The 26,293-nt window shown below is 58.2% G+C and carries 33 protein-coding genes; 19 read left to right on the plus strand and 14 right to left on the minus strand.

Going from position 1 to position 26,293, the window contains the following annotated elements; translation table 11 throughout:
* Nucleotides 1-2 precede the first annotated feature (2 nt).
* The 19 genes from VH413_16090 to VH413_16180 all read left to right on the plus strand — a co-directional run bounded on the left by VH413_16090 (nucleotide 3) and on the right by VH413_16180 (nucleotide 11,684).
* Complete coding sequence (locus tag VH413_16090; protein ID HEX3800216.1) at nucleotides 3-428, plus strand: hypothetical protein; 426 nt, start codon at nucleotides 3-5, stop codon at nucleotides 426-428.
* Nucleotides 425-1,417 carry a radical SAM protein gene (locus tag VH413_16095; protein HEX3800217.1) on the plus strand — a complete coding sequence of 331 codons (993 nt, stop codon included), beginning with the start codon at nucleotides 425-427 and terminating at the stop codon, nucleotides 1,415-1,417. The genes VH413_16090 and VH413_16095 overlap by 4 nt, the downstream gene beginning before the upstream one ends.
* 114 nt (nucleotides 1,418-1,531) lie before the next feature.
* The gene (locus VH413_16100; GenBank protein ID HEX3800218.1) at nucleotides 1,532-2,797 is read left to right on the plus strand and encodes a hypothetical protein; all 1,266 of its coding nucleotides are present in this window, start codon (nucleotides 1,532-1,534) and stop codon (nucleotides 2,795-2,797) included.
* A 2-nt stretch (nucleotides 2,798-2,799) separates the two neighbouring features.
* Nucleotides 2,800-3,138: a DUF4326 domain-containing protein gene (locus VH413_16105; GenBank protein HEX3800219.1), complete on the plus strand. Its 339-nt coding sequence runs from the start codon at nucleotides 2,800-2,802 to the stop codon at nucleotides 3,136-3,138.
* A complete protein-coding gene (locus VH413_16110; GenBank protein ID HEX3800220.1) occupies nucleotides 3,135-3,332 on the plus strand; it encodes a hypothetical protein in 198 nt (65 codons plus the stop codon). Before VH413_16105 ends, VH413_16110 begins: the two co-directional genes overlap by 4 nt.
* Nucleotides 3,333-3,770: a hypothetical protein gene (locus tag VH413_16115; GenBank protein ID HEX3800221.1), complete on the plus strand. Its 438-nt coding sequence runs from the start codon at nucleotides 3,333-3,335 to the stop codon at nucleotides 3,768-3,770.
* Nucleotides 3,767-4,096, plus strand: a complete 330-nt coding sequence (locus tag VH413_16120; GenBank protein HEX3800222.1) for a hypothetical protein — start codon at nucleotides 3,767-3,769, stop codon at nucleotides 4,094-4,096. The genes VH413_16115 and VH413_16120 overlap by 4 nt, the downstream gene beginning before the upstream one ends.
* 6 nt (nucleotides 4,097-4,102) lie before the next feature.
* Entirely contained in the window at nucleotides 4,103-5,842 is a 1,740-nt protein-coding gene (locus VH413_16125; GenBank protein ID HEX3800223.1) for a hypothetical protein, read from the plus strand.
* A gap of 16 nt (nucleotides 5,843-5,858) precedes the next feature.
* Nucleotides 5,859-6,080 (plus strand): hypothetical protein, encoded by a 222-nt coding sequence (locus tag VH413_16130; protein HEX3800224.1) that lies wholly within the window; start codon nucleotides 5,859-5,861, stop codon nucleotides 6,078-6,080.
* On the plus strand, nucleotides 6,077-6,325 hold the full coding sequence (locus VH413_16135; GenBank protein ID HEX3800225.1) for a hypothetical protein: 249 nt from the start codon (nucleotides 6,077-6,079) through the stop codon (nucleotides 6,323-6,325). Before VH413_16130 ends, VH413_16135 begins: the two co-directional genes overlap by 4 nt.
* Nucleotides 6,326-6,360: 35 nt before the next feature.
* On the plus strand, nucleotides 6,361-8,559 hold the full coding sequence (locus VH413_16140; protein ID HEX3800226.1) for a DEAD/DEAH box helicase: 2,199 nt from the start codon (nucleotides 6,361-6,363) through the stop codon (nucleotides 8,557-8,559).
* Nucleotides 8,556-9,332: an N-6 DNA methylase gene (locus VH413_16145; protein HEX3800227.1), complete on the plus strand. Its 777-nt coding sequence runs from the start codon at nucleotides 8,556-8,558 to the stop codon at nucleotides 9,330-9,332. Before VH413_16140 ends, VH413_16145 begins: the two co-directional genes overlap by 4 nt.
* 2 nt (nucleotides 9,333-9,334) lie before the next feature.
* Nucleotides 9,335-9,544: a hypothetical protein gene (locus tag VH413_16150; protein HEX3800228.1), complete on the plus strand. Its 210-nt coding sequence runs from the start codon at nucleotides 9,335-9,337 to the stop codon at nucleotides 9,542-9,544.
* A gap of 4 nt (nucleotides 9,545-9,548) precedes the next feature.
* On the plus strand, nucleotides 9,549-9,950 hold the full coding sequence (locus tag VH413_16155; GenBank protein ID HEX3800229.1) for a hypothetical protein: 402 nt from the start codon (nucleotides 9,549-9,551) through the stop codon (nucleotides 9,948-9,950).
* Nucleotides 9,951-9,966: 16 nt separating this feature from the next.
* Complete coding sequence (locus VH413_16160; protein HEX3800230.1) at nucleotides 9,967-10,287, plus strand: hypothetical protein; 321 nt, start codon at nucleotides 9,967-9,969, stop codon at nucleotides 10,285-10,287.
* 7 nt (nucleotides 10,288-10,294) lie between these two features.
* A complete protein-coding gene (locus tag VH413_16165; protein ID HEX3800231.1) occupies nucleotides 10,295-10,567 on the plus strand; it encodes a sigma factor-like helix-turn-helix DNA-binding protein in 273 nt (90 codons plus the stop codon).
* Nucleotides 10,564-10,959 carry a hypothetical protein gene (locus tag VH413_16170; protein HEX3800232.1) on the plus strand — a complete coding sequence of 132 codons (396 nt, stop codon included), beginning with the start codon at nucleotides 10,564-10,566 and terminating at the stop codon, nucleotides 10,957-10,959. Before VH413_16165 ends, VH413_16170 begins: the two co-directional genes overlap by 4 nt.
* Before the next feature lie 6 nt (nucleotides 10,960-10,965).
* Nucleotides 10,966-11,214: a hypothetical protein gene (locus tag VH413_16175; GenBank protein HEX3800233.1), complete on the plus strand. Its 249-nt coding sequence runs from the start codon at nucleotides 10,966-10,968 to the stop codon at nucleotides 11,212-11,214.
* Nucleotides 11,211-11,684, plus strand: a complete 474-nt coding sequence (locus tag VH413_16180) for a hypothetical protein (GenBank protein HEX3800234.1) — start codon at nucleotides 11,211-11,213, stop codon at nucleotides 11,682-11,684. Before VH413_16175 ends, VH413_16180 begins: the two co-directional genes overlap by 4 nt.
* 72 nt (nucleotides 11,685-11,756) lie before the next feature.
* Here VH413_16180 and VH413_16185 read toward each other — a convergent pair whose 3' ends face one another.
* The 14 genes from VH413_16185 to VH413_16250 all read right to left on the minus strand — a co-directional run bounded on the left by VH413_16185 (nucleotide 11,757) and on the right by VH413_16250 (nucleotide 26,292).
* Complete coding sequence (locus tag VH413_16185; protein HEX3800235.1) at nucleotides 11,757-14,657, minus strand: hypothetical protein; 2,901 nt, start codon at nucleotides 14,655-14,657, stop codon at nucleotides 11,757-11,759.
* An 11-nt stretch (nucleotides 14,658-14,668) separates the two neighbouring features.
* Nucleotides 14,669-14,890 carry a hypothetical protein gene (locus tag VH413_16190; protein ID HEX3800236.1) on the minus strand — a complete coding sequence of 74 codons (222 nt, stop codon included), beginning with the start codon at nucleotides 14,888-14,890 and terminating at the stop codon, nucleotides 14,669-14,671.
* Nucleotides 14,891-14,892: 2 nt separating this feature from the next.
* Nucleotides 14,893-19,965, minus strand: coding sequence for a phage tail tape measure protein (locus VH413_16195; GenBank protein ID HEX3800237.1), 5,073 nt, complete (start codon nucleotides 19,963-19,965; stop codon nucleotides 14,893-14,895).
* A 48-nt stretch (nucleotides 19,966-20,013) separates the two neighbouring features.
* Nucleotides 20,014-20,232, minus strand: a complete 219-nt coding sequence (locus VH413_16200; protein HEX3800238.1) for a hypothetical protein — start codon at nucleotides 20,230-20,232, stop codon at nucleotides 20,014-20,016.
* A 62-nt stretch (nucleotides 20,233-20,294) separates the two neighbouring features.
* Nucleotides 20,295-20,780 (minus strand): hypothetical protein, encoded by a 486-nt coding sequence (locus VH413_16205; protein ID HEX3800239.1) that lies wholly within the window; start codon nucleotides 20,778-20,780, stop codon nucleotides 20,295-20,297.
* Between the two features lie 91 nt (nucleotides 20,781-20,871).
* On the minus strand, nucleotides 20,872-21,471 hold the full coding sequence (locus VH413_16210; GenBank protein ID HEX3800240.1) for a hypothetical protein: 600 nt from the start codon (nucleotides 21,469-21,471) through the stop codon (nucleotides 20,872-20,874).
* Nucleotides 21,471-21,719, minus strand: coding sequence for a hypothetical protein (locus tag VH413_16215; protein ID HEX3800241.1), 249 nt, complete (start codon nucleotides 21,717-21,719; stop codon nucleotides 21,471-21,473). Before VH413_16215 ends, VH413_16210 begins: the two co-directional genes overlap by 1 nt.
* A complete protein-coding gene (locus VH413_16220; protein ID HEX3800242.1) occupies nucleotides 21,716-22,396 on the minus strand; it encodes a hypothetical protein in 681 nt (226 codons plus the stop codon). Before VH413_16220 ends, VH413_16215 begins: the two co-directional genes overlap by 4 nt.
* Before the next feature lie 3 nt (nucleotides 22,397-22,399).
* Nucleotides 22,400-22,834, minus strand: coding sequence for a hypothetical protein (locus tag VH413_16225; GenBank protein HEX3800243.1), 435 nt, complete (start codon nucleotides 22,832-22,834; stop codon nucleotides 22,400-22,402).
* Complete coding sequence (locus tag VH413_16230) at nucleotides 22,831-23,766, minus strand: hypothetical protein (GenBank protein ID HEX3800244.1); 936 nt, start codon at nucleotides 23,764-23,766, stop codon at nucleotides 22,831-22,833. The genes VH413_16225 and VH413_16230 overlap by 4 nt, the downstream gene beginning before the upstream one ends.
* A 6-nt stretch (nucleotides 23,767-23,772) precedes the next feature.
* Nucleotides 23,773-24,195 carry a hypothetical protein gene (locus VH413_16235; protein HEX3800245.1) on the minus strand — a complete coding sequence of 141 codons (423 nt, stop codon included), beginning with the start codon at nucleotides 24,193-24,195 and terminating at the stop codon, nucleotides 23,773-23,775.
* Nucleotides 24,196-24,198: 3 nt separating this feature from the next.
* The gene (locus tag VH413_16240; GenBank protein HEX3800246.1) at nucleotides 24,199-25,086 is read right to left on the minus strand and encodes a hypothetical protein; all 888 of its coding nucleotides are present in this window, start codon (nucleotides 25,084-25,086) and stop codon (nucleotides 24,199-24,201) included.
* Between the two features lie 171 nt (nucleotides 25,087-25,257).
* Nucleotides 25,258-25,551 (minus strand): hypothetical protein, encoded by a 294-nt coding sequence (locus VH413_16245; GenBank protein HEX3800247.1) that lies wholly within the window; start codon nucleotides 25,549-25,551, stop codon nucleotides 25,258-25,260.
* A gap of 3 nt (nucleotides 25,552-25,554) precedes the next feature.
* Entirely contained in the window at nucleotides 25,555-26,292 is a 738-nt protein-coding gene (locus VH413_16250) for a lipase family protein (GenBank protein HEX3800248.1), read from the minus strand.
* Nucleotide 26,293: the final 1 nt, after the last annotated feature.

The raw sequence follows: 26,293 nt of genomic DNA on the forward strand, positions 1-26,293 counted from the left end.
TTATGAAACCAACCGATTTCGTTGACCAATCCCATATCGAACCCACCGTCCCGCTGCTTGTGGATGTCGCGACCGCCAACGGTCTCGACCGTGTCAGCCTTGTCCGTCGCGCTCTGCCATTCGAGTCTAAGGCCACCGGCGTCGCGGTCGTCATGATCGGTTCCAAGGCGCTCCGCGAAGTTGGTCCATTCCTGCACAGTCACGTTGCGAAACTTCCACTGAATCAAAGCGAGCGCTTCCTGATCACCCTGGAGACTCCCGTGCGCAGGATTTTCGAAGCCATGCACGAACATCACCAGACTTGGTCCTACACCAGTCTCACGTTCAAAAATCTCAAAGTTGTCCTCCTCCTCGTCGTGGGCGAATCCGTTACCGAGGAATTCGCCGCCGCCCTCACCCGCCTCGGCTGCACCACCAACCTCAAATGATCACCAAAATCTGGAACCGCCCCGCGACCATCGAGCCGAACAACTTCAAGTTCAAGTCGCTCTCGAACTGGTCCTACAACATCGCCGTCGGTTGCGAGCATGCCTGCCGTTTTTGCTACGTGCCCGAAGTCTCCACCAACCGCATGGCCGGCAAACTCGAAACCTACGGCGTCACCGATCCCGACGCGCAATGGGGCGAATACGTCTTCCCGCGCACGTGGGATAAATCGGTTTTCCTCAACTCGCTCCACAAGGCCCAGGAAACCCCGGTGGACCAGCTCGCGCCCGACGGCAATCGCGCCGTCATGCTCTGCACCACCACCGACCCGTATCAAGTCCTCCCCAAAGACATGCAGGCGCAGCGCCGCACGCTCGTGCGCGAAGCCCTCCGCGAAATCCTCGATGGATCCACGCTCAACGTCCGCATCCTCACCCGCTCGCCCCTCGCGCGCGAAGACTTTGACCTGTTCAAATGCTTTGGCAAACGCCTCCTGTTCGGCATGTCGATTCCCACGCTGGACAATCGCCTCGCCAAAATTTACGAACCCAAAGCCCCCGCGCCAACTCAACGCCTCGCAACGCTCCGCGCCGCCAAGGAACTTGGCCTTCACGTTTTCGTCGCCGTCGCACCCGTCTATCCCGATTGCGACATGGTGGATATGTCCCGCACGCTGAAAGCCGTCAAAGAACTCGACCCCGTGACCATCTTCATGGAGCCGATCAACATCCGCGCCGACAACGTGAAACGCATCGAGGCCCATGCTCAAAGCCTCGGCGCGAAAATAAATACCGAAGTCTTCGCCACGCGCGAATTGTGGAAGCGCTACGCCCAAGAGCAACTCGGCGCATTTCAATCCCTCGCGCAAGTGTATCACGGCATTCCCGACAACGTCCTGCACCTCTGGCCTGATAAATCGCTCGCGACCGGTCACTGGGACAAATCGTGGTTCGAAATCCACTGGTCCAAAATCTCCGCCTGGCCGAAATGAAACCATTCTTTACTCAATCCGTCATCCCGGGTACGAGCGCGGTCTTTGCGGTGCTGCCAGAATGGGCCGCGCCGATCGGCTATCTCTACTACCGCATAGTAATGGGAAATTATATTGAAATCCTCCATTGCTACGTTCATCCGACAATGCGGCGGCGGGGATATCTCACAAAAATGTTTCTCGCCCTTCGCGGCGGCTATCCCGATTCGACTTTTATCACCCAGCAAGGCACCGAGCAAAGTGAACCATGGCTCCGCAAAATGTCCTTTGAACAACGCACCGATGGCTGGTGGTTGCCACCCATCGTCCGGCCCGAAAAAGAACTCCCCCTCGACAATTATGAAATCTAAACGCTCACAATCCCCCGCGCTCGCCCACGTCATGCACGTGTCGCATAACGCTCCCCGCCAATCGCACCGACGCTTCAATAACGCACTCTATTCCGCATTAAGAAACTCCGTTCGCAGCGGAATGCGCTTTGATGAGAACGATATTCAATATCTCAGCGCCCATGCTCGCATGCATTATTGGCTTTGCTATGAGGAAGGCACCTATGCCCTGGCCTGCGGTGGCGAAAGCGGCTCCTACAATCTTTCCGCCGCCATCGCCTTTGAAAAGTATTTTGGACGTGTTCCCTGGCTCTGGGCGGAAAAAACCAAAACTCCCGAACGATTGGCCATCGGCAGTCAATTCACGTGGCAAGGGCATCTGGTTTCCGTGACCAGTTTCAACGACGGTAAAAAATCCCTCATCGCCTGCACCGTTCAGCACGAAGAACAAACCGTCAGTGGCCGCCGCTTTCGCATCACCCACGACGAGCTGATGGCCAAGCGCAAGGAATACGACGACCTTCGCAGCGTTTTTGAAAAACGTATCTCTGCCGCCCGGGAATTGTTGCAGCTTGACGAAATCCAAATCGCTATCGGTGCTTCTGGAACCACCAGTGATGTTTGGCGTCATTTCGATCTCGATATTCTGCGGGATCTCATCAAGAGGAAACACGACGCCATTAGCCGCACGATGGACGACAAAGATTTTGTCGCTTTTGAGGCTAATCGGCAAGCCGCCATCGAAAATAATCTCGATCGCTGGATCGCGGGCGAAGACATACGGCAGCACTTCTCCACCATTCGCATCCGCATCAATGGCCAGCGCCTTGAAGTTAGTAACGGCAACAGCGTCGCGCTTGCTGCCGCGCGCAAAGCTTTGAGTTTCGCCGCTAAGTTCCGCAAAAAAGCTTGGAAAGCTCAGCACGGCCGGGGAACCAAAGTGGAGAACTTTGAATTCAAAGAGATCCACCCCACCAACGGCGTCACCATCGGCTGCACCGTTTTCCCGTGGTCAGAGATCGAGCGCTTCAAAACTCTCCTCTCAAAATAATCATGCGCACAACACCCAGCCGCATCCAACTCCGCCGCACCAAAGGCTGGCGCATGCCGCCCAACACCGTGAAGGTGGACCGCACCACACCTTGGGGAAATCCCCATCGCGTCGTTCCCGCAGATCCGCTCGCCGGACCATTAACGACCATGATGGACGCCTGGCATATGTGCACCACGCCCGAGGCCGCCGTGAACCGTTTTCGTATCCAGATTGAGCATGACCCGGAGTTCCGGGTGCGCATCCGCCGCGAACTCCGCGGCAAAAATCTCGCCTGCTGGTGCAAGCCTGGCGCGCCCTGCCACGCCGACGTCCTCCTCAAGATTGCCAACTCCAAATGAATAAAACCGCTCCTAAAGTTCCGGTCGAAAAACAACGTCTTTACCGCGCTCGCGCCAAAGCGAAAAAGGACCAAATCAAACATTTGTGCGGCCGCCTCGATCACGAGATCCAAATGGGTGAATCCCTGAAAAGCTCCGAGTGGCTCACCAAAGCCGCCGCCACCCGCGAAGAACTCCGCCAACTCGATCATTGAATGAAACTCGCTCCCGGAACGTATCGCTGCATCAGCGTGTGGCAACCATGGGCCTGGGCCATCTTCCACGGCAAAGGCATTGAGAACCGCCGCCGCCCATTCCGCTATCGCGGCCGCCTGCTCATCCACGCCAGCAAAACCACCCGGGACGTCGCCAGCGTTCTCGAGCTGCTCAATGTCCGCCACAAGCTCGCCGTCCCGGATGACCTCGCCTTCGGCGCCATCATTGGCATGGTGGAAGTTTTTGACTGCAAATATTCCGCTGTTGAATCCCCCTGCGGCTGGGGCGTGGCCGATGCCTTCCACTGGCATCTCCGCGATCAACAACTCCTCGACGAGCCCATCCCGTTCACCGGCCGCCAAGGCGTCTTTTTCTATCACCATCCTTTCTCTCCCATCCTGGACGCAAACGGCAACCCAAAACCACTCGAACTATGAATAAAAAAGAACTGCGTTATGTGGAACGCCAAACCTTTCGCCAAGAGCCCGACACCTACGACGGAAAGAACTCGAATCTCCATCGCCCACGTTGGATGACCTCGTATCCCAAGGAGGGAGATTCTGAAGACGGAGAGGTTCTTAAACTCGAACTAGACGCAAGACAAATGCCCCCTGGAAGCCGTGTAACCATCGAAGTTCCTTGCTGCCCGAAATGCGGCGATCCAGCCGACATGAATTTTGACTGGCGCAAACGCTATCGCAAGTGGCCCAACTGCCGATGCGGTTTTTCATGGAGAAAATGGGTCGAAGAAAATTTCAGCTAATTTTTTATGCAAAAAACCAACATCAACCCCGCCATCTATCAGCAATTCCTGGAGAGCGCCTCGAACGCCGGCGACAAAGGCCAAGCCCAATACTTCACGCCGGTTCCGTGGGCGCAAGCTCTCGCCATTCCGCTCCCGCGTTTTCGCCCTGTCCTGCTCGACCTGAATTGCGGCAGCGGCCATCTCCTGCGCGGCGCCGCCCGCGGCAGCACCAATCATCTCCTCGGTTGCGACATTGACCCGTGCGAAGATACCAGCGGCGCCATTTCCCTCCAACGCATCACCGGCGATCTTGCCCTGCTTCATCCCCTCGCGCGCGCCATTGATTTTTGCGCCGATTGCATTGTCCTCAATCCTCCCTGGGATTTGCATCTCTACCGCTCGCGACTGAAATTGCTCACCACCAGCGAACTCCCTGCCGTGCGCGCCGCCTTCGCCAATCACGATGGCCGTTGCGGCCGCGATACCATAGACAGCACGGTTGCCACTCTCTGCATCGCGCTCGACCTCTTGAGCCGTTGCGGTGAAGGCCTGCTCATCGGCAACGAATCCACCCTCCAACGCCTCATCCTCAGCCCCAACGCCCCGCACGCCGCCCTTGCCGAACACATCTGGGCTCACCTTGCCATCGAGGGAAACATCTGCACCAGCACCTCTCAGAATCGCCCGTCGGCGCTTGCCGACCCGCAGTCCGCATTTCAGACCGGCGTCATCTACTTCGCGCGCGACCACAGCAGCGGCCTGCCGCCGTCCAGCTCCCCGCTCCTGCGCTCCATCCCGCCGGCGCCATTGGCCGACCTGCACTCCGCGACCCTCGTTTGCGAAACCTTGCAGCGCGACCGCCTTCAGCTCCGCGACGGCCACGAAATAAAATCGTACAATCACCGCGTCGAAATCACTACGTCCAAATGGATCGCCGTGCGTGACGAATGGGAACGCCTCTATCCCACCGAGCGCACCGGCAATTTCATCCGCTACAATCTCTGGCTCACCGCCAACGGCCTCATCGCCACCAATGTTTCGCTCTTCGATACCGCCAGTTCGCGCGTCCTCGCCGAACAAGCCAACGCGCTTTTTGAACTCAACGGCAAACACCCGATGGAACTCGTCATCCAGCGCGCCCATCGCCGCGCGTTGGAACAAGCCGCCTTCGGCAACATCTGGCGCGTGGATCCCAAGTTGCAATCCGCTGTGCGCGAGGCCATCGAGCAATACAGCATTTGCCGCGCACCGCTCTACGAACTTTCCCCCATCCAGCGCCTTGGCTACCTCGACGAACAGGACCACGTCCTCTGCGAACACACCTTGCGCCTCACGCCCGGCCAAAATAATTCTCCCGCCGTGTTCCTCGCCGACCGCCAATACAAACTCCGCAGCGCCACGATCCAGGTCCAGCGCAGCGGCACAAAAACCAATCTCATCGGCCTGCTCGACGACGTGCAATGGAACGGACAGGAACTTGCGTTTTTTATCACCGACGAGCACGGCGTCGAACGCGTCTTCATGGAAGGCCGTTTGCGCGACGCCACCGTGAAGCTCAGCCTCGCCAATCAGTCCGACAAACCCTTGCGCGGCGATGAACTCGCCACCAGCGGCGAGCCCTCCGATTGTCCGATTGACTTTACCCTCCAGGAACTCGTCAGCCATTTCCTCATTCCCGATGTCCCCGACGTCGCCCGCGTGAATCCCGAAGCCTACCAAAACAACCTCAAACTCCTCGATGAAATCGAACAACTGACGGTGTGAGCCGCCGCCCAACTAAATGAACCCAACCTATACTCCCGGTGATTTCCTCCAATCCTACGGCCGCATTCGCCGCTTAAGCCGCAGTCCGCAAATGCGGCGGACCCAACGCAAAGCCGACCAATGCTTCAAAAACCTTTGCCGCATCGGCCACCGCAAAACCATCAAGGCCCGTCGTCGCGCCGTTTACTGGATCACCGAATATTCGCGCTGGAGCGAAAAACAATTCAACCAAAAATGAAATCTCAAAAACTCATTGATTGGTTTATAAACCTGTTTGTCTTGGCGGTCCTTATCTTCGCCGTTTACACCATCATCGCGAATTGGAACTCCGCCATCCCTTTCGAGGACCAGCGCCGCTTCGATAAATTAAAAGAAGCCCTCACGCTCGAAATCGTCATGCAATCCGCGCTCGCCGCAGAAATTGATTCCACCACCAAAGACCTCGCAACCATCAGCAACCGCCTCAACCACGCATCAAAATGAAATTCCGCCACTACCAGCGTGAAGATTATTCCCGCATGGCCATCCCTGACTCCGGCGCCATCTGCGCTCAGGACGCCGGGCTCGGCAAAGGCATCTGGGCCTATGTCTATCCCCTGCTCAAAGTCGGCTTGCTCCGCGATGCCGCCGGCGTTCCCGTCAAACCTGTCTGCCCCAGGGAACCCGTCCTGCTCGTCGCCAGTGGTGATCTGCACACGCAAATCCTCGAGGAAGGCCGCGATAAATTTAAAGTCCGCCCCACCCTGCTCGACAGCCAACAAACTTTCCTGCGCCTCTCTTCGCTCGATCCCCGCACCGGCCGCCGCACCCTCCCGCCCGGCTATTATCTCACCACCTACACCGAACTCACGCGCAATGGCGTCATCCCCTTCCCCAAGTTCAACCACGCCGATCCCTCCGCCGCCTGCGCCGCGCTCAACGTCACCGAGCGCGAAATCGAAGATTATTTCACCAGCCGCGTCACCCGCCTCGCGAAATGTTACGAACTGCTCGAGATCCGTCCCAACACCCCCGACGAAACCGCCGCCCATCTCCACGCCCAATGGCTCACCCTGCGCAAAGAATATATCCGCAACGAACAACGCTGCAAAGATCTCGATGACGCTTACTACGACCTCAAGAACTTCATCGCCGCTCGTCCCGCCAGGGAATTCAACGATCTCGATCCCGCCCAACAGCGCTTCCTCAAGGCCCGGCTCGCCCGGGACGCACACGAGGCCGCCTCGCAAAACGTGGACCGCTTTCGCGATGACGAAACCACCGGTCGCACCGTCAAATGCGTTTACTCCCCCAGCCTCGCCGATTTGTGTTGCGACACCTTTGCCGTTCTCGTCGGCGATGAAGCCGTGAAAATCAAAAGCGCCACCAGCCACATCGGCATCGGCTTCCGCCAGATCAATGCGCGCCACCGCATGATCATGACCGCCACCCCCATCAAAAATCGTTTGCCCGATATTTTCTTCCTCGCCCACACCGCCGCCGGCGGCCACTACGCCGCGCATCCGCGCTTTCCTTTCGGTCGCGACGGCCAGGAGGATTTCGCCGGCGAATTCTCCATCACCGAACGCAACCTCAGCCGTGAACAGGAAAAAGGCGGCCGCTTCGTCCGCCGCACCCCGCAAGTCTGCAACATCCATCGCCTTTGGAAATTGCTGGCTCCCCTCATCTGCCGCCGCCGCTTTGAGGACTGCGGTGAAGACGTCGTCAAACAAGTCCGCCACGTCATCCGCGTTCCCATGGGCCTGCATCAAGCCGCCGCCTACAAGTTCCACATTGACGCAAAATATTTGGATATCAATGGCCGCGAAGCCATCGGCGCGCGCCTTCAGGCCCTGCGCATCTGCGCCGCCAATCCCGCCAGCGCGCTCCTAAAACGCCCGGAGTCCGACAAGGACCGCACGCCCGGCCAGCCCGCCAGTCCGCACGCCTACATTCCCAAAGTTGCCGCCACCCTCACACTCATCGCCCAGATCCTCGAGCGCGGCGAGCAAGTCGTCATCTTCAGCGCCTTCCATGATTCGCTCGACTGTCTTAGCGCGCGCCTCCACGAAGCCGGCATCCGTCACGTCGTCCTGGATAGCCGCGTCAGCCCCGCCAAACGCGGAGTCGCCGCCGCTCAGTTCAAACGCGGTCCCGCGGGCGCGATCCCCGTGATGCTCGCCGGCGTCGAATCCATGAGTGAAGGCCACAGCTTCAACCTCTGCAACAACGCCATCCTCCTCGCCTATAGCTGGGCGTGGGACAAATTTCTTCAGGCCATCAAGCGCATCCTCCGCCTCACGTCCACCAAGGACGTCAATGTGTATTCCCTCCTGTGCGATGGCACGATTGACCGCCGTCTCGAAGGCAACATCATGGAAAAGCAGGACGCCACCGAACTCGTCCTCGACGGCCACCTGCTCGGCGAAGATCCCCACGAAGTCAACCTCGCCGAACTCCTCCAAAGCGCGCGCGCCGACTTCGCCCACATGCAGTCGTCACTGATTGACGAACGGGACCTCGTCAAAGAATGGCCCACCCTCCGCACGCGCCTCGCCGCCGCCATGCGCGCCTGGAATAACGAACCCGCCGCCGAAACCATCATCCCTCTCGAATGTCCTTCCACGCCCATGCTCCTGACAAATGGTAGCGCGGATTTGCCCATCGTACTCCCCGACCATCGCTCGTCGGCGCCTGCCGACTTCGACGATCTGCCGCTCTGGCAGCAAGCCGCATGAAAAAATCACCCCCGCCATCCGACTTTCGCAAGCTGCTCGATAGCCTCGATCATCGGCACAACCCGCATAAAGTTTTCTCCGCGTTCACTCGCTTTGCCGCCTGCGCCTTGGCCATGCAAACCCGTGAGCCCGAATACTTCGAGGAAATGAAACAGTGGCAAAAAGATGACATGTCCATTTTTGCCACCGCACTTGGGGCGCTGGTAATGGACATGGAAGCCCACCCGTTTGAAGACCTGCTCGGCGGCTATTACATGGAACAAGCCCTCTCCAAAAAAGGCCAGCAATGGAATGGCGAATTCCACACGCCCCCTTCAATCTGCGAATTAATGGCCCGCATGACGCTCAGCGACCTGGAAAAGTTTCCGGCCGACCAAAATATCACCATCTGCGAACCCGCGTGCGGCGCCGGCGCCATGATTCTCGCCATCGGCAAAGTCTGCGATCCCGCGATGCTCCGCCGCCTGCGCGTCACCGCCATTGATATCAACCCCATCGCCTGCGATATGTGCTTCATCAACACCACGCTTTGGGGCATTCCCACCCGCGTCATCCACGGCAACACCATCAGCAACGAAATGTGGAAAGCCTGGTCCAACATCCACTACATCATGCCCTGGCTGCCGCTGGCCCTGCGCATCAAATCGCCGGAGGCTCAAGCCCAAGGCCAGCCTCCAACCATCGAAGAGACGCAAGCCATCGCCACCCACGTCGCCGAACATCCCGTGGATCCGTTGTATGCCTCCCTCCCGCTTTGGGAACAAGCCGCTTAATCATGAAAAAAATCATCGCAAACTTCCTCTACTTCGGCCTCTGGATTTCGGGGGTGCTCACTGTAATTATTCTCGGATACCAAACCGTGACCGACATGCTCCGAGATCTCGGTGCGGTTCACGCCTTCATAGCTTTCGCCTGCGCGGGAGGCGTCATCTTCATCGGCGCGGGTCTTTTCTTTGCCTTCCTCTGGGCCGACAAACACCGCTAAAACCATGTTCAAAAATCAAAATCTTAAACTCCTTTGCGCCGCGCTCATCCTCACCGGCTGCACGACATCCCCAGCGCCCTCATCCACGACTCCCATTCCAAAAACATTGCCTGCGGTGGCATCACCGCCGCCACTACCGCCAGCGCCCACTCTGATGTTCATTCCATTCGTAACCGAGCCCGCCACCAACGCGCCAGCGCCCGCACAACCACTCACCCTCACCCTCAGCATCCTCATGACCGTCGTGCCCTGCGCCACCGGCCACAATGTTTTCCTGCTCTCCTCCACCGATCTCGTCACCTGGACGCCCTACTTGCAATTCGATTACCCGGCCAACGGCACCAACTTCCAACTCCGCACCAACTTTACCGGGCAGCGAATGTTTTTTCGCGCCGGCTCAAACTAACTCAAAACTTAAACCCATGAAAAATCTAACCACCATTTCCATCCTCACCCTCCTCGCCGCTGGCGATCTTGGCCTCGTATTGACAAACTCCTACCTGCGCGAACAAAACAACGTCATCGCCAAGTCCGCCGCCATGCGCCTGGGCGATCCCATCGTCGTGATTCAATTAGGCGGGTTAAGCATGACCAACGGACTTGGCCCGACCGTGCCCAACACCCAGATGATCATTACCAATTTAGATGGCGGTTATTACCACGGCCCGACCGACCTCCAACCCGAACCGACCGCCGACCCCGGCTCCGCCACCCTCAACTACCGCGACCCGCACAAAAGCTAAATTCGTTATGCCCGATCACGCGACCGAACCTTGGGAAAAGCACCCCGAGCAAATCGCCGATGGCAGCCTAGAAGCCGGGCTCATCTGCCTGCGCGCCTGGGTGAAACCCCATCAAACCATGACCCATCGTGACATCGCCAAAGTCTGTGGCGTCTCCCGCGGAACCATCTTCAACATCGAACATACCGCCGTTAAAAAACTGCGCCACGCCATGCGCAAACAACTCCGCCAAACCTACGGAGAATTTTTCCACCCCGGCAACACTCACGAATCCGTATGACTTACGACAATCAACGTCTGACCTTGGCTCAGCTCTTACCTAACATTTTTGCCATACGCCGATACAGCAATGGCACGTATCAAATAATCAAACGTGGAGGTACCCAATTCGAAGGGCCAGTTCCAACCTTTGACCCTTTGAGCTTCGAAGCCATACACCAGATTGAGGCGCTTCTGCTGGATGTGTCCGCCATCGAAGTAAAGCGTTCCTACGTCAACCATCTCATGAACATCGTGGGCGTTTCTCCCAACATGAACGGCAAATGGTCTTTCATCCAGGATTTTGCGCTCATTCACGCCACCAAATTTAACAAGGCGCAAGCCATGTTGCGCGCGTTCGGCCACTGGAAAGACTCTGAAACCACTGAACCATCTTTGGATTTTGAAATATAAAACGCCATGAGCACCACCCGCCAAACCCTCGAACAAATCATGACGGAAGCGGCCGCCAAGCTCGCCGAGCACGCCGACTCCGTTCTCATCATCGTCACCTATCGCGACGACGATGACGACATGGCCACCGCTGCCCTTTCCACCCGCAAGGGAAATGTCTTCGCCGCCACCGAATCCGCCCGCGACTTCCTGCGGCGCACCGACATCAAAAACGACTTCGCCCTCAGAAAATCCCTCGAAAATAACGAGCCATGAAAACCACCGTCGCCTTCCTCCAAAACCAATGGTTCAAAGACCCAGAACGCGTGCGGAAAATGATCAAAGAAGATGGCGAAGAACTGCGTCTCCGGATCCTCGAGTACGCTCTGTTCGCTGGCTGCCTTACCGGGAGGCGTTTGAAGGCCGCCTTCGGCGAACTCTGCGACGAAATCCACTGGGAAGAAATCAGCCGCGAAATCGGTGGCCACGCAAGCTCGGTTTTTCCGCCTGATATGAAACACATTGGCGAAGTCCTAGCCACTCAACGTCCTCAAATCATTCTTATCTTTGGCAAGCACGCGGCCGCAGCTCTCGAACCAGCCATCCAAACTGCCCTGAGCGAAGGCGATTTAGAATGGCGTCCTCACTTAATCACCGGCCCACATCCCGCCGCCCGCCAAGTCAACACGATAGACGACCTCAACCGCATGCGCGATGACCTCGTCCGTCTCCTCAACCTGCATTGACTCGCAAAGCCCGGCGTCATTTAGACCGCAAATGGTAGCGAGCCGGCTTTCTTTCCCCCAGTGGCAGCACCGCTAGGTGCCGGGCAAATAATTCGGCAAAATCTCCGAGAACCCAAAGCTCACCTTGTAGATCTGCACGTTCTCGCCCACGCCCACGATCACCCCGTCCACCCGCGGCAAAAATCCATACGCCACGTCCAGCTCCTCCGGCTGCGGATAACTGCCCCCGCTATTGTCCCCCGTCAGCAAGGCCCGCTGCTGGCGCGCCCACGCGATCGCCGTCGCCTTCGTCGCTGCTGACACTTCCCCGCGCACCTGACGGCTGCCCGGCTCCAACCCGCCGTCCTGGACGATGCTCACGCCGCCTGTCCCGTCCGGCGCTCGCGGGACCGATTGCGTGATCCAGCGTGTCCCGGAATATTTCACGCTCTCCGTCACCTTCATCTCGAGCAAATTGCCGATGCCCGTGATCTTCGCCACATACCGCGCCTCGAAATCGTATTTGAGAAAAACATCGAGCGTGCTGTCCGACGTATATTCGCGGTCCACCCCGCTGCTGTCCGCCACCAGCGAACCCAGATTGAGCGTCGCCAATAGCGTGGCCACCGCCGCCGTGGCGGTCGCCACGTCCAGCGCATAGACCGTTCCCTGCACCCGCGATTCGCGTTGCAGTTGCAGATAATCGTTGGAAGTCGTCAGGCCGTAGCGATACGCCACCTTGCCTACCGCCTTCGGCACGAACGCGCTGAAACTGAAATCAAACCGGACATCCTGCGCCGCCGGGGAATTGCTGTCCGCGTTCGCCGTCAACGTCGCGTAGCGCAACGACTCGCCCGTGATGATCATCCCCGCATAAACCGACTTCACGGTGGATTCGTAAAGTCCCTTCGCCGCCAGATTCGTCGTCGCAATCACCGAGCCGCTCACGGACACCGCATCATTGCCGAACGTCTCCGTCGTCCAATCCGTGCTCATTTCCACGTACGCATTTCCCGCCGGCATGCGGCTCTGGTATTCGTAGGCAAAACTCAGCGAGACAAACTCGATGTTGTTCGCCGCCTGCGTCTGCCGCTGGTCCCACGTCACCTGGGAAGATTTGAGGAACGCCCCCGGCCCAAGCTGCGGCTCGCGGCCCAAACCCAGCGCCTGGGCCTTCACCAGCGCCGCCGTATAAGCCGCGTCCGCGGACGAACCGCCCGCCGAGACGGTCCCGGAATACGTCGTCATGATCATCCCGGATGTCACATCCTGCTTGCTCCCCTGCTGCAATTTGAAACCCAGGAGCGACGCCATCCGTTGCCGGTAACTCTCCGAAAAACTCAATTCAATGAACGTCGTCCCGTCCGCCGCTTCCAGCGAGGCAATCGTCGCCGTCTTGTCCCCGTTCGCAAACACCCGGCGCGATTTCTGGTTCGCTTCAAGCTGCTGGCTGATATTGAAACCGTAAAGCGTCAGGACCGATGTCCGCACCGTCCCGAGCTTCGCGATCGCCAGCGCTTCGTCCGGCGCGAGAATCGTCCCCGAGAAACCCAGCATCGTGTCCCCCGTCTCAATGTTCGTGGTCACATCGCTCACATAATCCGCCGTCGCATAGCCCGACTCATTCGGGAAGAGCGAATAGATCATTGTGAAACTCCAATCAATCCCTGTCAGCGCCTGATTGATTTCCGCCTTCAAATTTTCCACGCGCCCGACCTGGCTGAACGCGCCGTAGGTCAGCGTGCCGTCGGCATTGTTCACCTCATTGAGCATCGCCGTTTGTTGCGCGATCAGCGCCGTGCGCAACGCCGTCAAAGTCAGCTTGGCATCGCCCAGCCACGTCCCGCTCGCCGTCACCCGGCCGCCCGCCATCGAGCGTTGCGACCGCAACTCATTGAACCGCCGCGCCGAATATTCCTGCGCAAAATGCACCGTGTTCCCGAACGGGATTTGTTTTTTATTTTTCGTCGCGACAAACGTCAGTTGAAGGTTGTCGCTGCGGAACCGCCGATACTCCACCGTGAACGATAGCTCGATGAACGCATTGCCATCGCCGTTCGCCTGCACCAGGTCCGCCTTGGAATCGTTCCGCAACTGCTGGCTCTGCACGTTGAAACCATACTGCGTCGTCGCCGCCGTGATCACCGCCGCCAACTGCGTGCGCGCCGTCGCCTCGGTGAACGCCGTGATTTTGCCCGTCAACATCAGCCATTGCTCGCCCGTGTTCGCGTCGCGCTGCTCCGCCGAATATTCCACCGTGGCAAACGTCGCCTCCTTCGGAAACACCGTGTAGCTCGCCGTGAAGCTCCAGCCGATTTGATACTTCAGCTCGTCAATCTCACTCGAGTATTCCTCCGGGCGCACCGTCCCGTTGAACACACTCCCCTGCGCGCCGAATTGCAACAGCCCATCCACCGAGCCGTTGAGCGCCGTGTCCATCGCCGCCTTTGCCGCCAGCAACGCCGTGCGCCGCTGGTCCAGCGCCAGCGTCGGATCGCCCAGCAAATAACCCGTCACGGTGAGCTTGCCCTTCACCACCTTGCGCTGCGAGTGATACGTCGAAAACCGGTCGGTATTGATCACCTGCGAAAACTTGCTCACATTGCCCAGCGTCAACACCGCCCCGCCGCCGGCATACGTTAGCGGCAAATTATTCGTCACCAGGTTTTGTTCGTAATAAAAAAACACCAGATTGAATTGCATCTGGTAAGTGCCCCATTCCTCCGGCAAATCGTTCGAGACCTGCGTCACCGTCTGGTTGATATAATTCGTCCCGTTGTCCGTGTTCGTCCATTGCAACACCGCCTCCTGCGTCGCCAGCGCACTCATCAAAGCCTGCACCAGCGAATAATTGTCCCCGTACGATCGCTGAAACAAAGTCACTCCCACCTTCAGCGTCACCTTGACCCGTTGCCCATCCTCAATCTCGCGCTGTTGCGAAATCGTGAACTCGCCCATGTTATGGATCGCAAACCCGTTATAAAATAATTGCATAATTCAAATCGCTATCGAATCCAAAATCTTTTGCGCCCGTATGCCTTCCGATGTTTGATTTTGCTCCGCTCCACTTCCTCGCGCGAAACAATGTCCGACTGCCTCCCCGGCCGCAATTTGCTCGCGTCTCGCGTGAAATGTTTCCGCGGCTTTTCTTTCGTCGGCCACAGCAAAACCAGCAACACAGCCAGCAAAATCACCGCCGCAAATAATTGTTCAGGAATATCGTTCATGCTTATCCGTAAACCGCACCCACGGAATGTCCCAAAGACTTGCCGATAAATCCCGCACCGCCGCCATTGCCGCCCGACTGCGCATTCTTCGGCGCGGATCCCGCCGGCGAACTCACCGAACCGCCCGGAACCGGATGCGCCTTGCCCGCCGCAGCGGTCAACCGATCGAGCGCATCCGCCGCCGCCCCGGCACTCCCCGCGAGCTTGGAAACATTTGCCGCCGCCGCATCGTAAGTGCTCGTGTCCGGCAATACCTTTTGCAAACGCGCCGCCAACTCCCCGGCCGCCGTCGAGATTTGCGTCAGCGAATTGTCAAACGCCGGTTCCCCCGGTCGCTTGCCGCCGCGATTGCGCTCCGCCATCAAGTCCATCATCTGCGGATCGAACCGCGGATCCACCATCGAGAGATCCTTGCGCATGTCCGGCGAAAGCGCGAGAAATTGTCCCGGCGACATCTTGCCGCCCGTCCCCATGCTCAACGCCGCCAGCTTCCGCAACATCTCGGCGGGCCCAGCCGACAACAACGAATGCTCAAACTCTTTCCGCCGGTCCACGATCAACTGATTGATATCGCGCTCGATGCCGAAACTTCGGTTCCGCAATTCGATTTGCGTCTGGTAAAGCTGGTTCTGAAGTTCCAGTTCGCGCGCCACCGTGCTCACCGTCTGCGGCCCCTGCAGCATCTGGTTCAACCGCTGGCGAATCCCGTCGCGCCGATGCTGCAACTTCTGGGTTTCATCGCGCCCATAATCAAACGACGTCGTCTCGCGCCGACCTTCCTCCCGCCCAAACTGCGCCTGCGCCTGCGCCTCGATGATCGCTTTGTTGCGGCGGATGGCATCAATTTCCGCTTGGTTTTTTTTATTCTGCTCTATATCGCCGCTCCTTTCTGCCTGACGGCGGGCGAATCCTAAACCTTCCTGGCCGGGAACTTGATTCTGATTTAATGACTCGCGGGCTGCATTAATACTTTCAATGTCCGCCTTGGCTTGGCTGGCGGCGGCATCTTCTTTGGCGTCCTGCCCAAAGAAGTGTTGAATGGCCGCGCCCACTTTATCACCGCCGAACCCTTTTTCTTTTTCCGCCACCGCCAATCGCTGCCTGGCATCCTGCTCCTGCGCGTCGAGTTCTTTAAGCCGCTTCTCTTTCGCCGATTGGCCTGCGGTATCCGCCGCGTCCTCGGTATCAAGAAGCTGAATGTGTTTTTTTATCGCTTCGTTTTGCGCCTGCAAACTCGCCACCTTCAATGCTGATTTCTCAATCGGATTGTTCGCGTTTACCTGATCAAAGATCTCTGCCATGCTTTCCCAAAGCAATTTCTGGGCTCGAATGGCCGATTGATATTTTTCATCATACTGGATCGCCTTTTCGTACGCGTCGCTCTGATCCATAAAGTTGCGAACTTTATTGCCGTTCAGCTCCTCTAACTGCGTTTGCTTTTCAACGATGCTTTTCGCTCGCGCATCATATCCAATTCTACCAAAGCTTCCCCTCTGCTTTGCCTGAAGACGTTCTATCTCATCCGCCAGCGTCCGTTGCTGATTGGATAAAGAGACAAATTGTTTTTGCAGCTCCTCGCGACGGGCTGCGCCCAGCTTGTTTCGCTCGGCATCCATCAGGTTTATCACGCCCCCGATGTCTCCTTGCTTGAGCAGTTCCGCAGTCTGCTTCCGAAACGTGTCTTGAAGCATTTGCTGTTTCTTTATATCCGGTTCATACAAGCCGACCAGTTCGCTGGCTTGGGACAGATACTTTTTCTGATCCGCGGACTTCATCCCTTGAAATCCTTTTTCCGGACTGACCGCCCGCTGAATCGTTGCCAGTGCATCCGCCGCTTCGGCGTACGCGTTCGCCGCCGCACCCGCTTTTTGCGCCTCCTCGTTAAAACCTGCCAGCTTGGCTTCTGCTTTCTCGCTCGAAAGACCGATCATTTCCATGCCCTTGTTGAACGCATAAATCCCCGCGGCCGTCACTACCAGCGGTACAAACCAGGACTGCAACGCGATCAACCCTGCACCCAACGCTCGGGTTACCCCGCCGATCGCCGTGGCCATCGCTCTCACTGGCGCGCTGGTAACCGCGGAAGACCGGCCAACGCGCATCGCCGCCTCGCTCCACGCGTATAGTTTGCTGTAAACCGGCTGACGCGTTGCGCCTATAATTCCCGTTTGCCGCGTCCCCACATTGGTTGCCAGCGCGCCGCCAACGGTATTCGCATAAAGCTGCATCATGGAACCGTTAAACTCTCCGAGCACTTGCCGGATGTGACCTTGACTTCGCCCCAGGAAACCGTCCCCTCCCTTCAAACCTGTTAGAATGGATTTCGCGGTGCCCGCCGCCAGCAAACCGCCGATCGCCGTCGTCAGCCAGCTTGCCGCCGGCGTGTTCGCCAGACTGAGCAAATTGTGGAATGCGGTTGCGGTGGCCGTCATCGCCTGCGCTGGGCCGTTACTGCCTTGAATTACTACGAATTTTTCCCATTCAGCCGTCAAACCTTTCAACTGATTTTTTAACGTCGCAACGATTTTGGCGTTCTCCTGTTCTGCCGTGTTCAAATGCAACTGCGCGTTCACCGCCAGAATCTGCGCCTTGATATATCCATCGAGCATCGCTTCCAACCGCGAGGACTGCGTCTTGCCGCCGACCGTGAACAACAAACTCTGCCGCTGAAGCTGGTTCAAATGCTGGTATTTGACGAACAGATCCGAGAGCAAGGCCGACATGCCTTTGATTTCCTCGCCGCCCGTGCTCGTCTCGAATTTGAAATTCTGCCGCAATTTTTTCTGAAGGTCAGGATTGCTCAGCGAGAGAATCACGCTCTTCATCATATTGCCGATGTTCGATCCGCTCTGTCCCGTTCCGCCAATCGTCGCGCCGAGAATGCCCTGCAATTCCGCCAGTGGCAAACCCGCCTGCCGCGCCACCGCCGCCACGCGCGAAAGCCCTTGCAGCATGTCCTCGTTGGTCACGTTGTATGAATTGGAAATCTGGACGATCTGCCCCAGCTCACTCCGCAGGTCGCTGACATCCAGCCCATACGCCTGCATCACCGCCTGCATTTTTTCCGTGGCTTCCAGCGCGTCAATCTGCGCCACGTTCGCCGCCATGAGCGAGACGCGCACCGCCTCGTTCACCTGCACCCGCGTCAGGCCCAGCCGCGACCACTGGATCGCCGCCTCCATCGCCTGCTCGGTCGAGGATCCATTCGCCGCCGCGAGCCCGATGATGTCCTCGGTCAGCGCCATCGCCGAACCGCCCACGCCTTTGAACACCTGGTCCAACCGTCCGACCTGCGGCCCGATGTCCACCAGCCGGCCCATGCTGTAAGTCACCAGCTCGAGACTTTTGTAAAGCACGCCCACGCTCGCCGCCCACGTCGCCACCTTGGCCGTGTTCTTGATAAAATCACTGGCCAGATAACCGCCCTCCTTGCGCGACTCGCTCATGGCCTTGGTGAGCCGTTCAATCTTCGCGCCCGCCTGGTCATACGTGACCGTCATGGTTTCTTTGCGCCCATTGGTTTCCCGTTCACCCACCAACCGCCGCCCGCCGCCCGGCAATAAACTTTGCCGGTCCGAAATCTGCCGGCCACCTGTGCGCATGAAATCCGCCCATGCCGAATCCGCGCCCTGATACGTCAGCGTTTTATACGCCGCCGCCTGCGCTTGCTGGCGGTTAAGGTTCGCTACCTTTTGCGCCTGCGCGGCGGCTTGGTTGGTACTGCGCTGGCCCGCCGCGAGAAACCGGTTATGATCGCGAATCCGTTTTTCATTCGCGCGCCGCTCCGCGTTCAACCGCGCTGCTTCCTCGGCCTCACCCTTGGCGCGCGCCGCTGCCAGCGCCTTGCGAATCGCTCCCTGTTTTTTCAAGTCATCGCGCATCGCCTTTTGCGCAAGATCACTGCCGCGCCCCTCAAGTTTCGATGCCGCCCCACGCGTCCGCGAAACCACCGTGCCCAAACCCAGCGCTTCAAATTCCGTGGCGCGTTCGCTCGGCTCGTCCGCCGATCCAAATATCCCGCCCAACTGCTGGGCCTGCTTCCGATGGATCGCCGCTATCTTTCGCGGGTCATTCGTTCCTGCAAGCAGGCCTTCCATCTCCGCGCGAATACCCGCGATCTCCTGTTGCAACTGTTGTTTCGCCGCGCGCGCCGGGCTGCTGATGCTCACCTGCTTGACCTGCTCAAGCTGCCCCTCCACTTCCTTGAAAATATTTTCCACCGTCTCGCCGGCGCCCTCGTAATTTTTCCGCGAAACCAATTTCGAATCGGCCGTTGTCACCGTCCGCTCCTCGATCAGCGCGCCATCTCCTTCCGAGAATTCGCCACCTTTTTTGCCACCCTTGCCACCGCGCCCACCGCCGCCACCATTCCCACCACCACCACCCGAAACCGAACCCGCCGGAATGTTCACCCCGATCGGTCCCGGCCCAATCGTCGCCGTGATCTGCGAGGCCGGAATAATCAAATCAATCTTCCCGCCACCCACGCCGATCGTCCCCGGCGCGCCGCCCCCGCCGCCGCCGAACAGCGCTCGCAACGCATCCACCGGATCTTTCGCCGACCGCACCGCCGCCTTTTGATAACCGGAAAAAAACTTCGCCGCGCTTCCCGCCCCGGAAATGTTCAGGTTCTGGCCTTCAAATGTCCGGCGAAGCGATTGCAAATCGGACTGCAATTTTTTCTCTTTTGCGAGCAAGTCTTTGCGCGCCGAATCGTGTTGCGAGCCGCGCAACGTCTTGCGCTTGTTTTCCGCCGCCGACATCGCCTGCGCCAACTTCTCCTGTTCGCGGAGGAAATATTGACGGACATCCTTGGGATCGAAGCCGAGCATTTTTGCGGCGTCCGCCTGGCTGATGCCTTTGCCGCGCTTCGATTGGAATTGTTTTAAAACATCTTCAATCCCCTTCGCCGTCCGCGTAAATGCCGAACTGGTGGAAACCGCGTTGATGCGGTTCTGAACCGATTGCAACTCCCCGCTGATCGCCACGAGCTTGCGATGCGCCTCCTCCAACCCGGGCAACGGCAACTTCGGCGCCGTCACCCGCAACTCAACTGCATCCAAAAGTTCACCCATAATATTTAATGGTTTCCAAATTCACATTCCGCACTCCGCATTCCGCACTTAAACCATCCCCATCTGCTTTTTCATCGCCTCGTATGGATTGACTCCGCCGCCGCCCTTTTCATTGCGCTTGCGCCAGTCCTCTTTCCACTCGTCGCGATACGCGTCGCGCGTCTGGCAAAATAATTCAAACGCCATCATGCGCGCCCGGTCGTCCACGTCCGCTTCGCGCCATTGCCGCGGCGTCATTCCCCACGCCTTCGCCGTTCGCAATTCCAAAAACTCCTGGTCAAACGGCGGCAGCGCCGGCTCGTCCGGTCGCGCGCGCTGCTTCCAGCCCCTCAGTTTTCCGAGGCGCTGGGCGAGGTAAAATTTGTGCGCTCAACCACTCCCATCCCGCCGCCCTGAATCGTCGCCGCCAAAAATTCCAGAATGTTTTCCGAGAGGATGCTGCTGACGAACTTGTGGATGTCCACCGGGTTCATCAGCCCCGGTTTCTTCGCGGACACCACCGGGCAGCCGAAATAAATCAAGAGCGACCGCCCCTGCGCCTTCGCCAATTCCTTCCGGGCGCGATACTGCAAATCGAAATAATCGTAATCCCCGCGCTTCTCCACGAATGGAGGAATGACTTTGTTTTCCAGGGCGCGCACCTGCTCGCTCAACTCAAAGCTCACCCGCTTGCAAACGAGTTCAATCACGTCGCCATCCATCGCGAACTGGCAGATCAACGGCGCGTCCACGCGCGTTTGCAATTCGTCCAGCGACCCGATTTTCACCACCACCGCCGCGCTGCCTTCCCCTGCTTTGACTTTTTTATTTTTCATTTTTTATTTTGTTATTTCCACACTCTCAACGGTAGGGCGGAGCTGCCGCTCCGCCGTCTTGCTTGAAACTGAACACTTGAAACTTGAAACCTCATTCCTGCTGGCTCACCAACGGCCAGCGCAATTTCACCGCGCACGAAAGAATCCGCAGCCGGTAAGCCAGGTCCGCTGAAGGCGCGCCGTCACCCGGAAACGCCATGCGCGGCGGCATCGGCCGCAGCCGATGAATGCCCTTTTGAGCCAGCGGTTCCGTCGCCAGCGAATTCTGCAATAACCCGAACAACAACCCGGCGCCGTCCTGCACCTGCTTTTGCGCGTTCGGATCGCCGCCCGTCTCGGAAGACCGGATTAAAAATAAAATCGTGGCATGGCCGCATGCGCGCTGCTGGCGAACCGCCGGTTCCGAGCCCTCGGGCAACGCCGCAATCTCCGCCTGCGTCAGCGTGTCCCAGTAGGTGTAAACGCTCGATGGCGCCACCCAAACCGTACTGAGGCCGATGGCCGCATCCAGCGTCTTCGGCAACGGCGCCTCCTGCGATCGCAACTGCGCCACCGGAAACTTTACCGCCCCATTTGCGCCAATCGCGTGATTGCCGCCGTCAAAAAAGCCCGCGAGGAATTCCGCAAACAAAGCCAGCACCGAACCCTCCAGGTTCAATCCATTGACCGCACTGGAATTGAGCGATGGCATTACGTGACGTTGTAAACCGGCGCGTTGGTTTCCCCATTTCCCGATTCCGCATTGGCCTTCTCTATTGACCCGTCGGCGCCTGCCGACCGTTTCGCATACAGCTTTTCCCAAAGTTTATTTTTCCGTATCCGCTGAAAATTCTCATGGCCATCATTCCATGAGGCTTGATGCGGCACATACCGCGTCTCCGCGCTGACCGCTCCCTCGGTATGTTTCGGTTTGAAATCCTGTCCGTTCGTTCGACTCATAATTCGCCTTTCATCGCTTTTAACTCGCCCATCATCTTCACGCGAAACCGAGCGCGCACCATCTCGCGCCACGCGCCCAGCACCGCCCGCAACCACAAATCCACCTTCTCCGGCGGCAGCCGGTCCGCCTGTCCCGCCGCGAGAAACGCCGTGATATGCGGCGCCAATCTTTGCCGCGCGATCAACGCCTTCACCCCCGGCCGCGGCGTGAGCATGATGTAGGAAATCAATCGCGCAATTTCCTCGCCTGTCTTGCCCGCGTCCCGTTCGTCGCGCCGCTTGCCGCCTTCGGCCTCCGAGGCCTCCACCCATTTCAAAATCAATTCCTCAAACTCCGCCACCGGCAGATCAAACAGGCCCATGCCCAAATCCTTGTTCGCCGTCACGCCCGCCGCCGCCTGCGCCGATGCCAGGATGTCGTGCAACGCCGGGAACGGCGTGCTCATGCCGATGCTCAAACCGCCGTCGAACAAACCCACCGCCAGCCTGGAAATGAACATCGGCACAAATTTCAGTTCCGCCGGCGCGGCCAGCACATTCAAAACTTTGGTGGCGATCTCCACCGCTTCGTCGCGCCAATGCTCCGGCCGCAATACGCGCGCCGCCGCTTCCGGAACCCGCTGGATCAGCCGTTCCGTCTGCCGAATCACACCCACAATGTTCGATTCAATTCGCATGGCTCACGTGGCTTTTCTCAACAACACCGTCCGCATCAACCGCTGGCCGCGCACCACCGCACCCCAGGTTTGCGTCAGCTTTTCCGAAGTCGGTTTCGCCACCCATTTTTGACCGTCAATCGGCTCGCCTTCATTCGTCAAAAAAATAAATTCCAGCTTGTCTTTCCCATCCAGCGGCGTGTCCTGATGAAAGTCCGCGATGCAATCGCCCCGCTCGATCTCATTGAATTGTTGCACGCCCGTGTTGTTCGCCGGCTCGGGAAAATGCAGGAATGCGCGCACGCAAATGCTTTCCTCGACCGGCGTCCCGGTCTTGCTTTGCGTCACCGGGTCAATCGCGCCCGCCGGATAAACCGCCCACGTCACCTTCACCAGCGTCCCGTTCTCCTCGAGATTCGCCGCCAGCCGGTTTATGATTTTCCCAATTCTGCTTCTCATGATCCTTCTTGAACAAATTCCGTCATGATCGCCGGGCCGGACAGCGTCAGCGCCACCGCGCCGTCGGCAAATATGGAAAACACTCCCGTCCCCGAAGTCGGCGCGCTGTCGTCAAACGAGGCTCCGTACAGATTCCCCGCCGCATCTACCGACGCCACGCGCACGTTGCCGTAATAAAAATCCACCCGCGGGACTGCGCTGATGTCCGGCGCGCGCTGCATCAAGCCCGTCACCACCAAACCCTGGTCCGCATTGACTTCGAGCGCCGGGCCGGAAGCGCCGTCGAACGTGATGGTGAAATCTCCTGAACGATTGGTCGGACTGTAAGCCAGGACGGCGCGCGTGGCACTGATGCCTGTTGTCACTTCCGCAAAAGTTTGCGCCACCGGATCGTAATTGTACAGCGGCATCACGCCGTCCGGCCCGTTCCACAAAACGTAATACGGCAGCGTCGTTGAAACCGCCGGAACCGCTCCCTCGCCACCCGTCGGCGGCGCCATATATTCCGAATCGAAAACCATTTCATCCGTGAACCCCTCGTCAATCGTCCGGCTGTTCCGCGAACGCTCGCTGATCGTCACGTTGTAAAACGTCTCACGATGCCAGTTGCCCGTGTCCTCGTCCGTCCACACGATATCGAGGACATAATATTGCGGAACCGTCGTGAACCCGCCCGCGTTCGTGATCTGCAACGCCCACACCCGTCCAAGGGAAATCTCGAACTGTTGGATCAGCGGATGCCGCCGCGGATAACTCACCCCCGTTGGCCGCGTCTCGCCTTTGATCCAGCGTTCCCGCACCGAAAGACTTTCCGCGTCTGCACCGTTCCAAAGCGCGTTGCCCGAAATCGAGCCATCCGCCGCCGCCGGATAAAGCGAGATCTTCGCCTCCAGCAACGTCAGCACAAATTGGTTCGTCAAATTCAAGTTCATTGGTATTTACGCCGTCGCGACCGGCAATTCGACTTCCAGCAATTCGACCGATTGCCCGCGGAAGGCGTGAGTACAATCGTCTAGGAACTGGGCTATCCCGTCGTTGATCCAGGTGTGGCAGCGGAAGCAATGGAAGACCGGCGTTTCATTCGGATGCTCCTTATTATATTTGCACCAGCATGTATCTTTTGATGCGTCGAATTCTTTCGCAAAATGGCCGGATGTGAGCAGCACGCTTGGTTTTAAGGTGGGCTTCTCACAGTCTCCGTTCCACGTCCACCAACCGGTTCCCGCACGCGTTCCCTTGATGATGACCGGCAATGTTAATTGGCTCGTCGGCCCCGGCAAATGCAACCTGACATGCGTCGCCTCACTCGGCTCGCATTGAACCATCTGGCCGTCTTTGGATTTTAGTGGAATCGCTTTCATTTATCACCGGGTCTGCACCGTTATGCCCGCCGGTCCAATGCTCACCGCCATTACCGGCGCATTCACATTCATGTCCGTCATCAACCCCCAAATATCCAAACCGCGCAGCGCGTTCACCCAGCCGTAAAAACTTTGGAAGCTGTCGAACATCCGGCCGTTATCCAGCTCGTAAATCGCGTTCTGCAATTCGCGGATGAAAAAATCCTCCCGGCCAAACTTCTCCTCGATGGCCCGCGTGCGGTACGAATACTGCGCCGTCTCCGGCGCTTTGAACGTCAGCGCCGCCTTATACATCAGACGCGCCAAATCGCACGGCTGCGTGATGCCGGGGAGGATGCTCTTGCGGTCCATGCCCAATTTTTGCCCGGGCACTTCGCCGCACATCAGCTTGGTCCGCACCACGTCGTCAATCGCCTCGTCGCTGTAATTGGGAAACGACTTGTCGAAATCCCCCAGCGTCACGCGCACCGGCACGCGCAACTGCTGGATCTGTACGATCGTCTGCGGCGAGGCCACCGGCAGCGGCGCTTTGATCTCAAAATGAATCACCGTGGACCGGCTGAACGCATTGCTCACCGGATAAACCGTGACCGCGCTCGTCGCGGTATTCGTCACCAGCCATTGCGCCTCGAACTCGCCCGGAAGATTCGTTTGCCCGGAAACAAATTGATATGATACCTGACCATTCGCGGGCGATCCCACCACCGTGGCATTCGCGGTGAAGGTGAACGGCGAATTATTTCCCGTGCCGCCCGGTATGATCGGCCCAAGCTTTTGCTCAAACACAAACTGCACCGTGCAACCCGTCAGGTCCACGATCGCGCACGTCGGGCCATGGAGCGTCGCGCTGATCAGCGGCAAATTTCCCTGCGTTAAGACAATGGTTTTCAAAATAAATTCAGCCCCTACTTGCCGAAGCGTTCAGTGCGCGGTTGCAATACGCCGTTGGATTTGACAGTCCAATGCTCGCGAGGAAAAGTCGCGGAAGGCATTCTTTCAGGCTGTACATCAATCCACCAATTCGTATCTTCATGGTTTCATCACCACCTTTCATTAAATCTTTCATCCTTGTTGCGCCGCCGTCGGCAAAAAATCTCCCAACCACACCTCCGTATATCCCGGGCAAATATTCGGGCGGCTTTCCACAAAACGCCCGTGGCGCTCCGCCATTTTCACCAGCCGCTCCGCATTCGCCGGCAACACCAGCAAGCGAAATCTCCGGCCCAACTTCAGCAGCATGCGAAATTGCTCCCACTCCACCCCGAGCGCGAAAATCATTTGCGGCGTGAGACCCTTCAACGACTCGTCGTCAATGTCGAACGAATCAATCAGGTTAAAATTATTTTCCGCGTCCATAAATTAATTGATTGTCAGCCGGCGAAACCGCTCCACGTATTTGTCCACATGATGGTCCTCCGCCAGCACCATGACGTTCCCGGTGAATTTTGCCTTCCATACTTCCAGCGCGTCGGACGTGATCTTGAACCAAAGGTTCGGATCAATCTTGTATTGCGGCCGATTGGCATTCAGCAGCACGCAATGACCGCTGTGCCGGTTTCCCGCAAACCACCCGGGCAGACGGCAGATGGCATCGTCGCCGTCTTCCACGCGCCAATGCCGATCGCCAAACAGCACGTCGCACATCAGCGCATAGTTGGCATCGCCGCCACGTGGCTCGCCGAACGTGTAGCACGAATCAATCGGTCGGCCCGTGAGTTTGGAAATGTCCGGCAGGCAACGTGTCGCCACCGCCCCCGCTTTGCTGTGCCCAAAACCCGCCACCGGCTTTCCGGCTTCCATGCGGCTCAGGGAATCCATCACCGCGTCCCTCACGCCATTCCACGCCAAATCAAAACCGTGATGCACCCCGCATACCACGCCGCCGATCAAACGCGCTGACCGCAACACTTCCAGGTCCTTCATCACGTCGCGAAAATTGCGCGTGCCCGGAAAACCGATTTCGATTCGCTTGGCGGTCTCGCGAATCATCACCGCCGTGTCCGTCACCGGATCGTAGATCGTCGGCTTTTCGTCATAAACCGCTTGGGCGCGGCGAGCGAAATAATACGCCTCCTGGATGTCGAACTCAGCTTGCACG

Source organism: Verrucomicrobiia bacterium, from assembly GCA_036268055.1.
Classification (GTDB): domain Bacteria; phylum Verrucomicrobiota; class Verrucomicrobiia; order Limisphaerales; family Pedosphaeraceae; genus DATAUW01.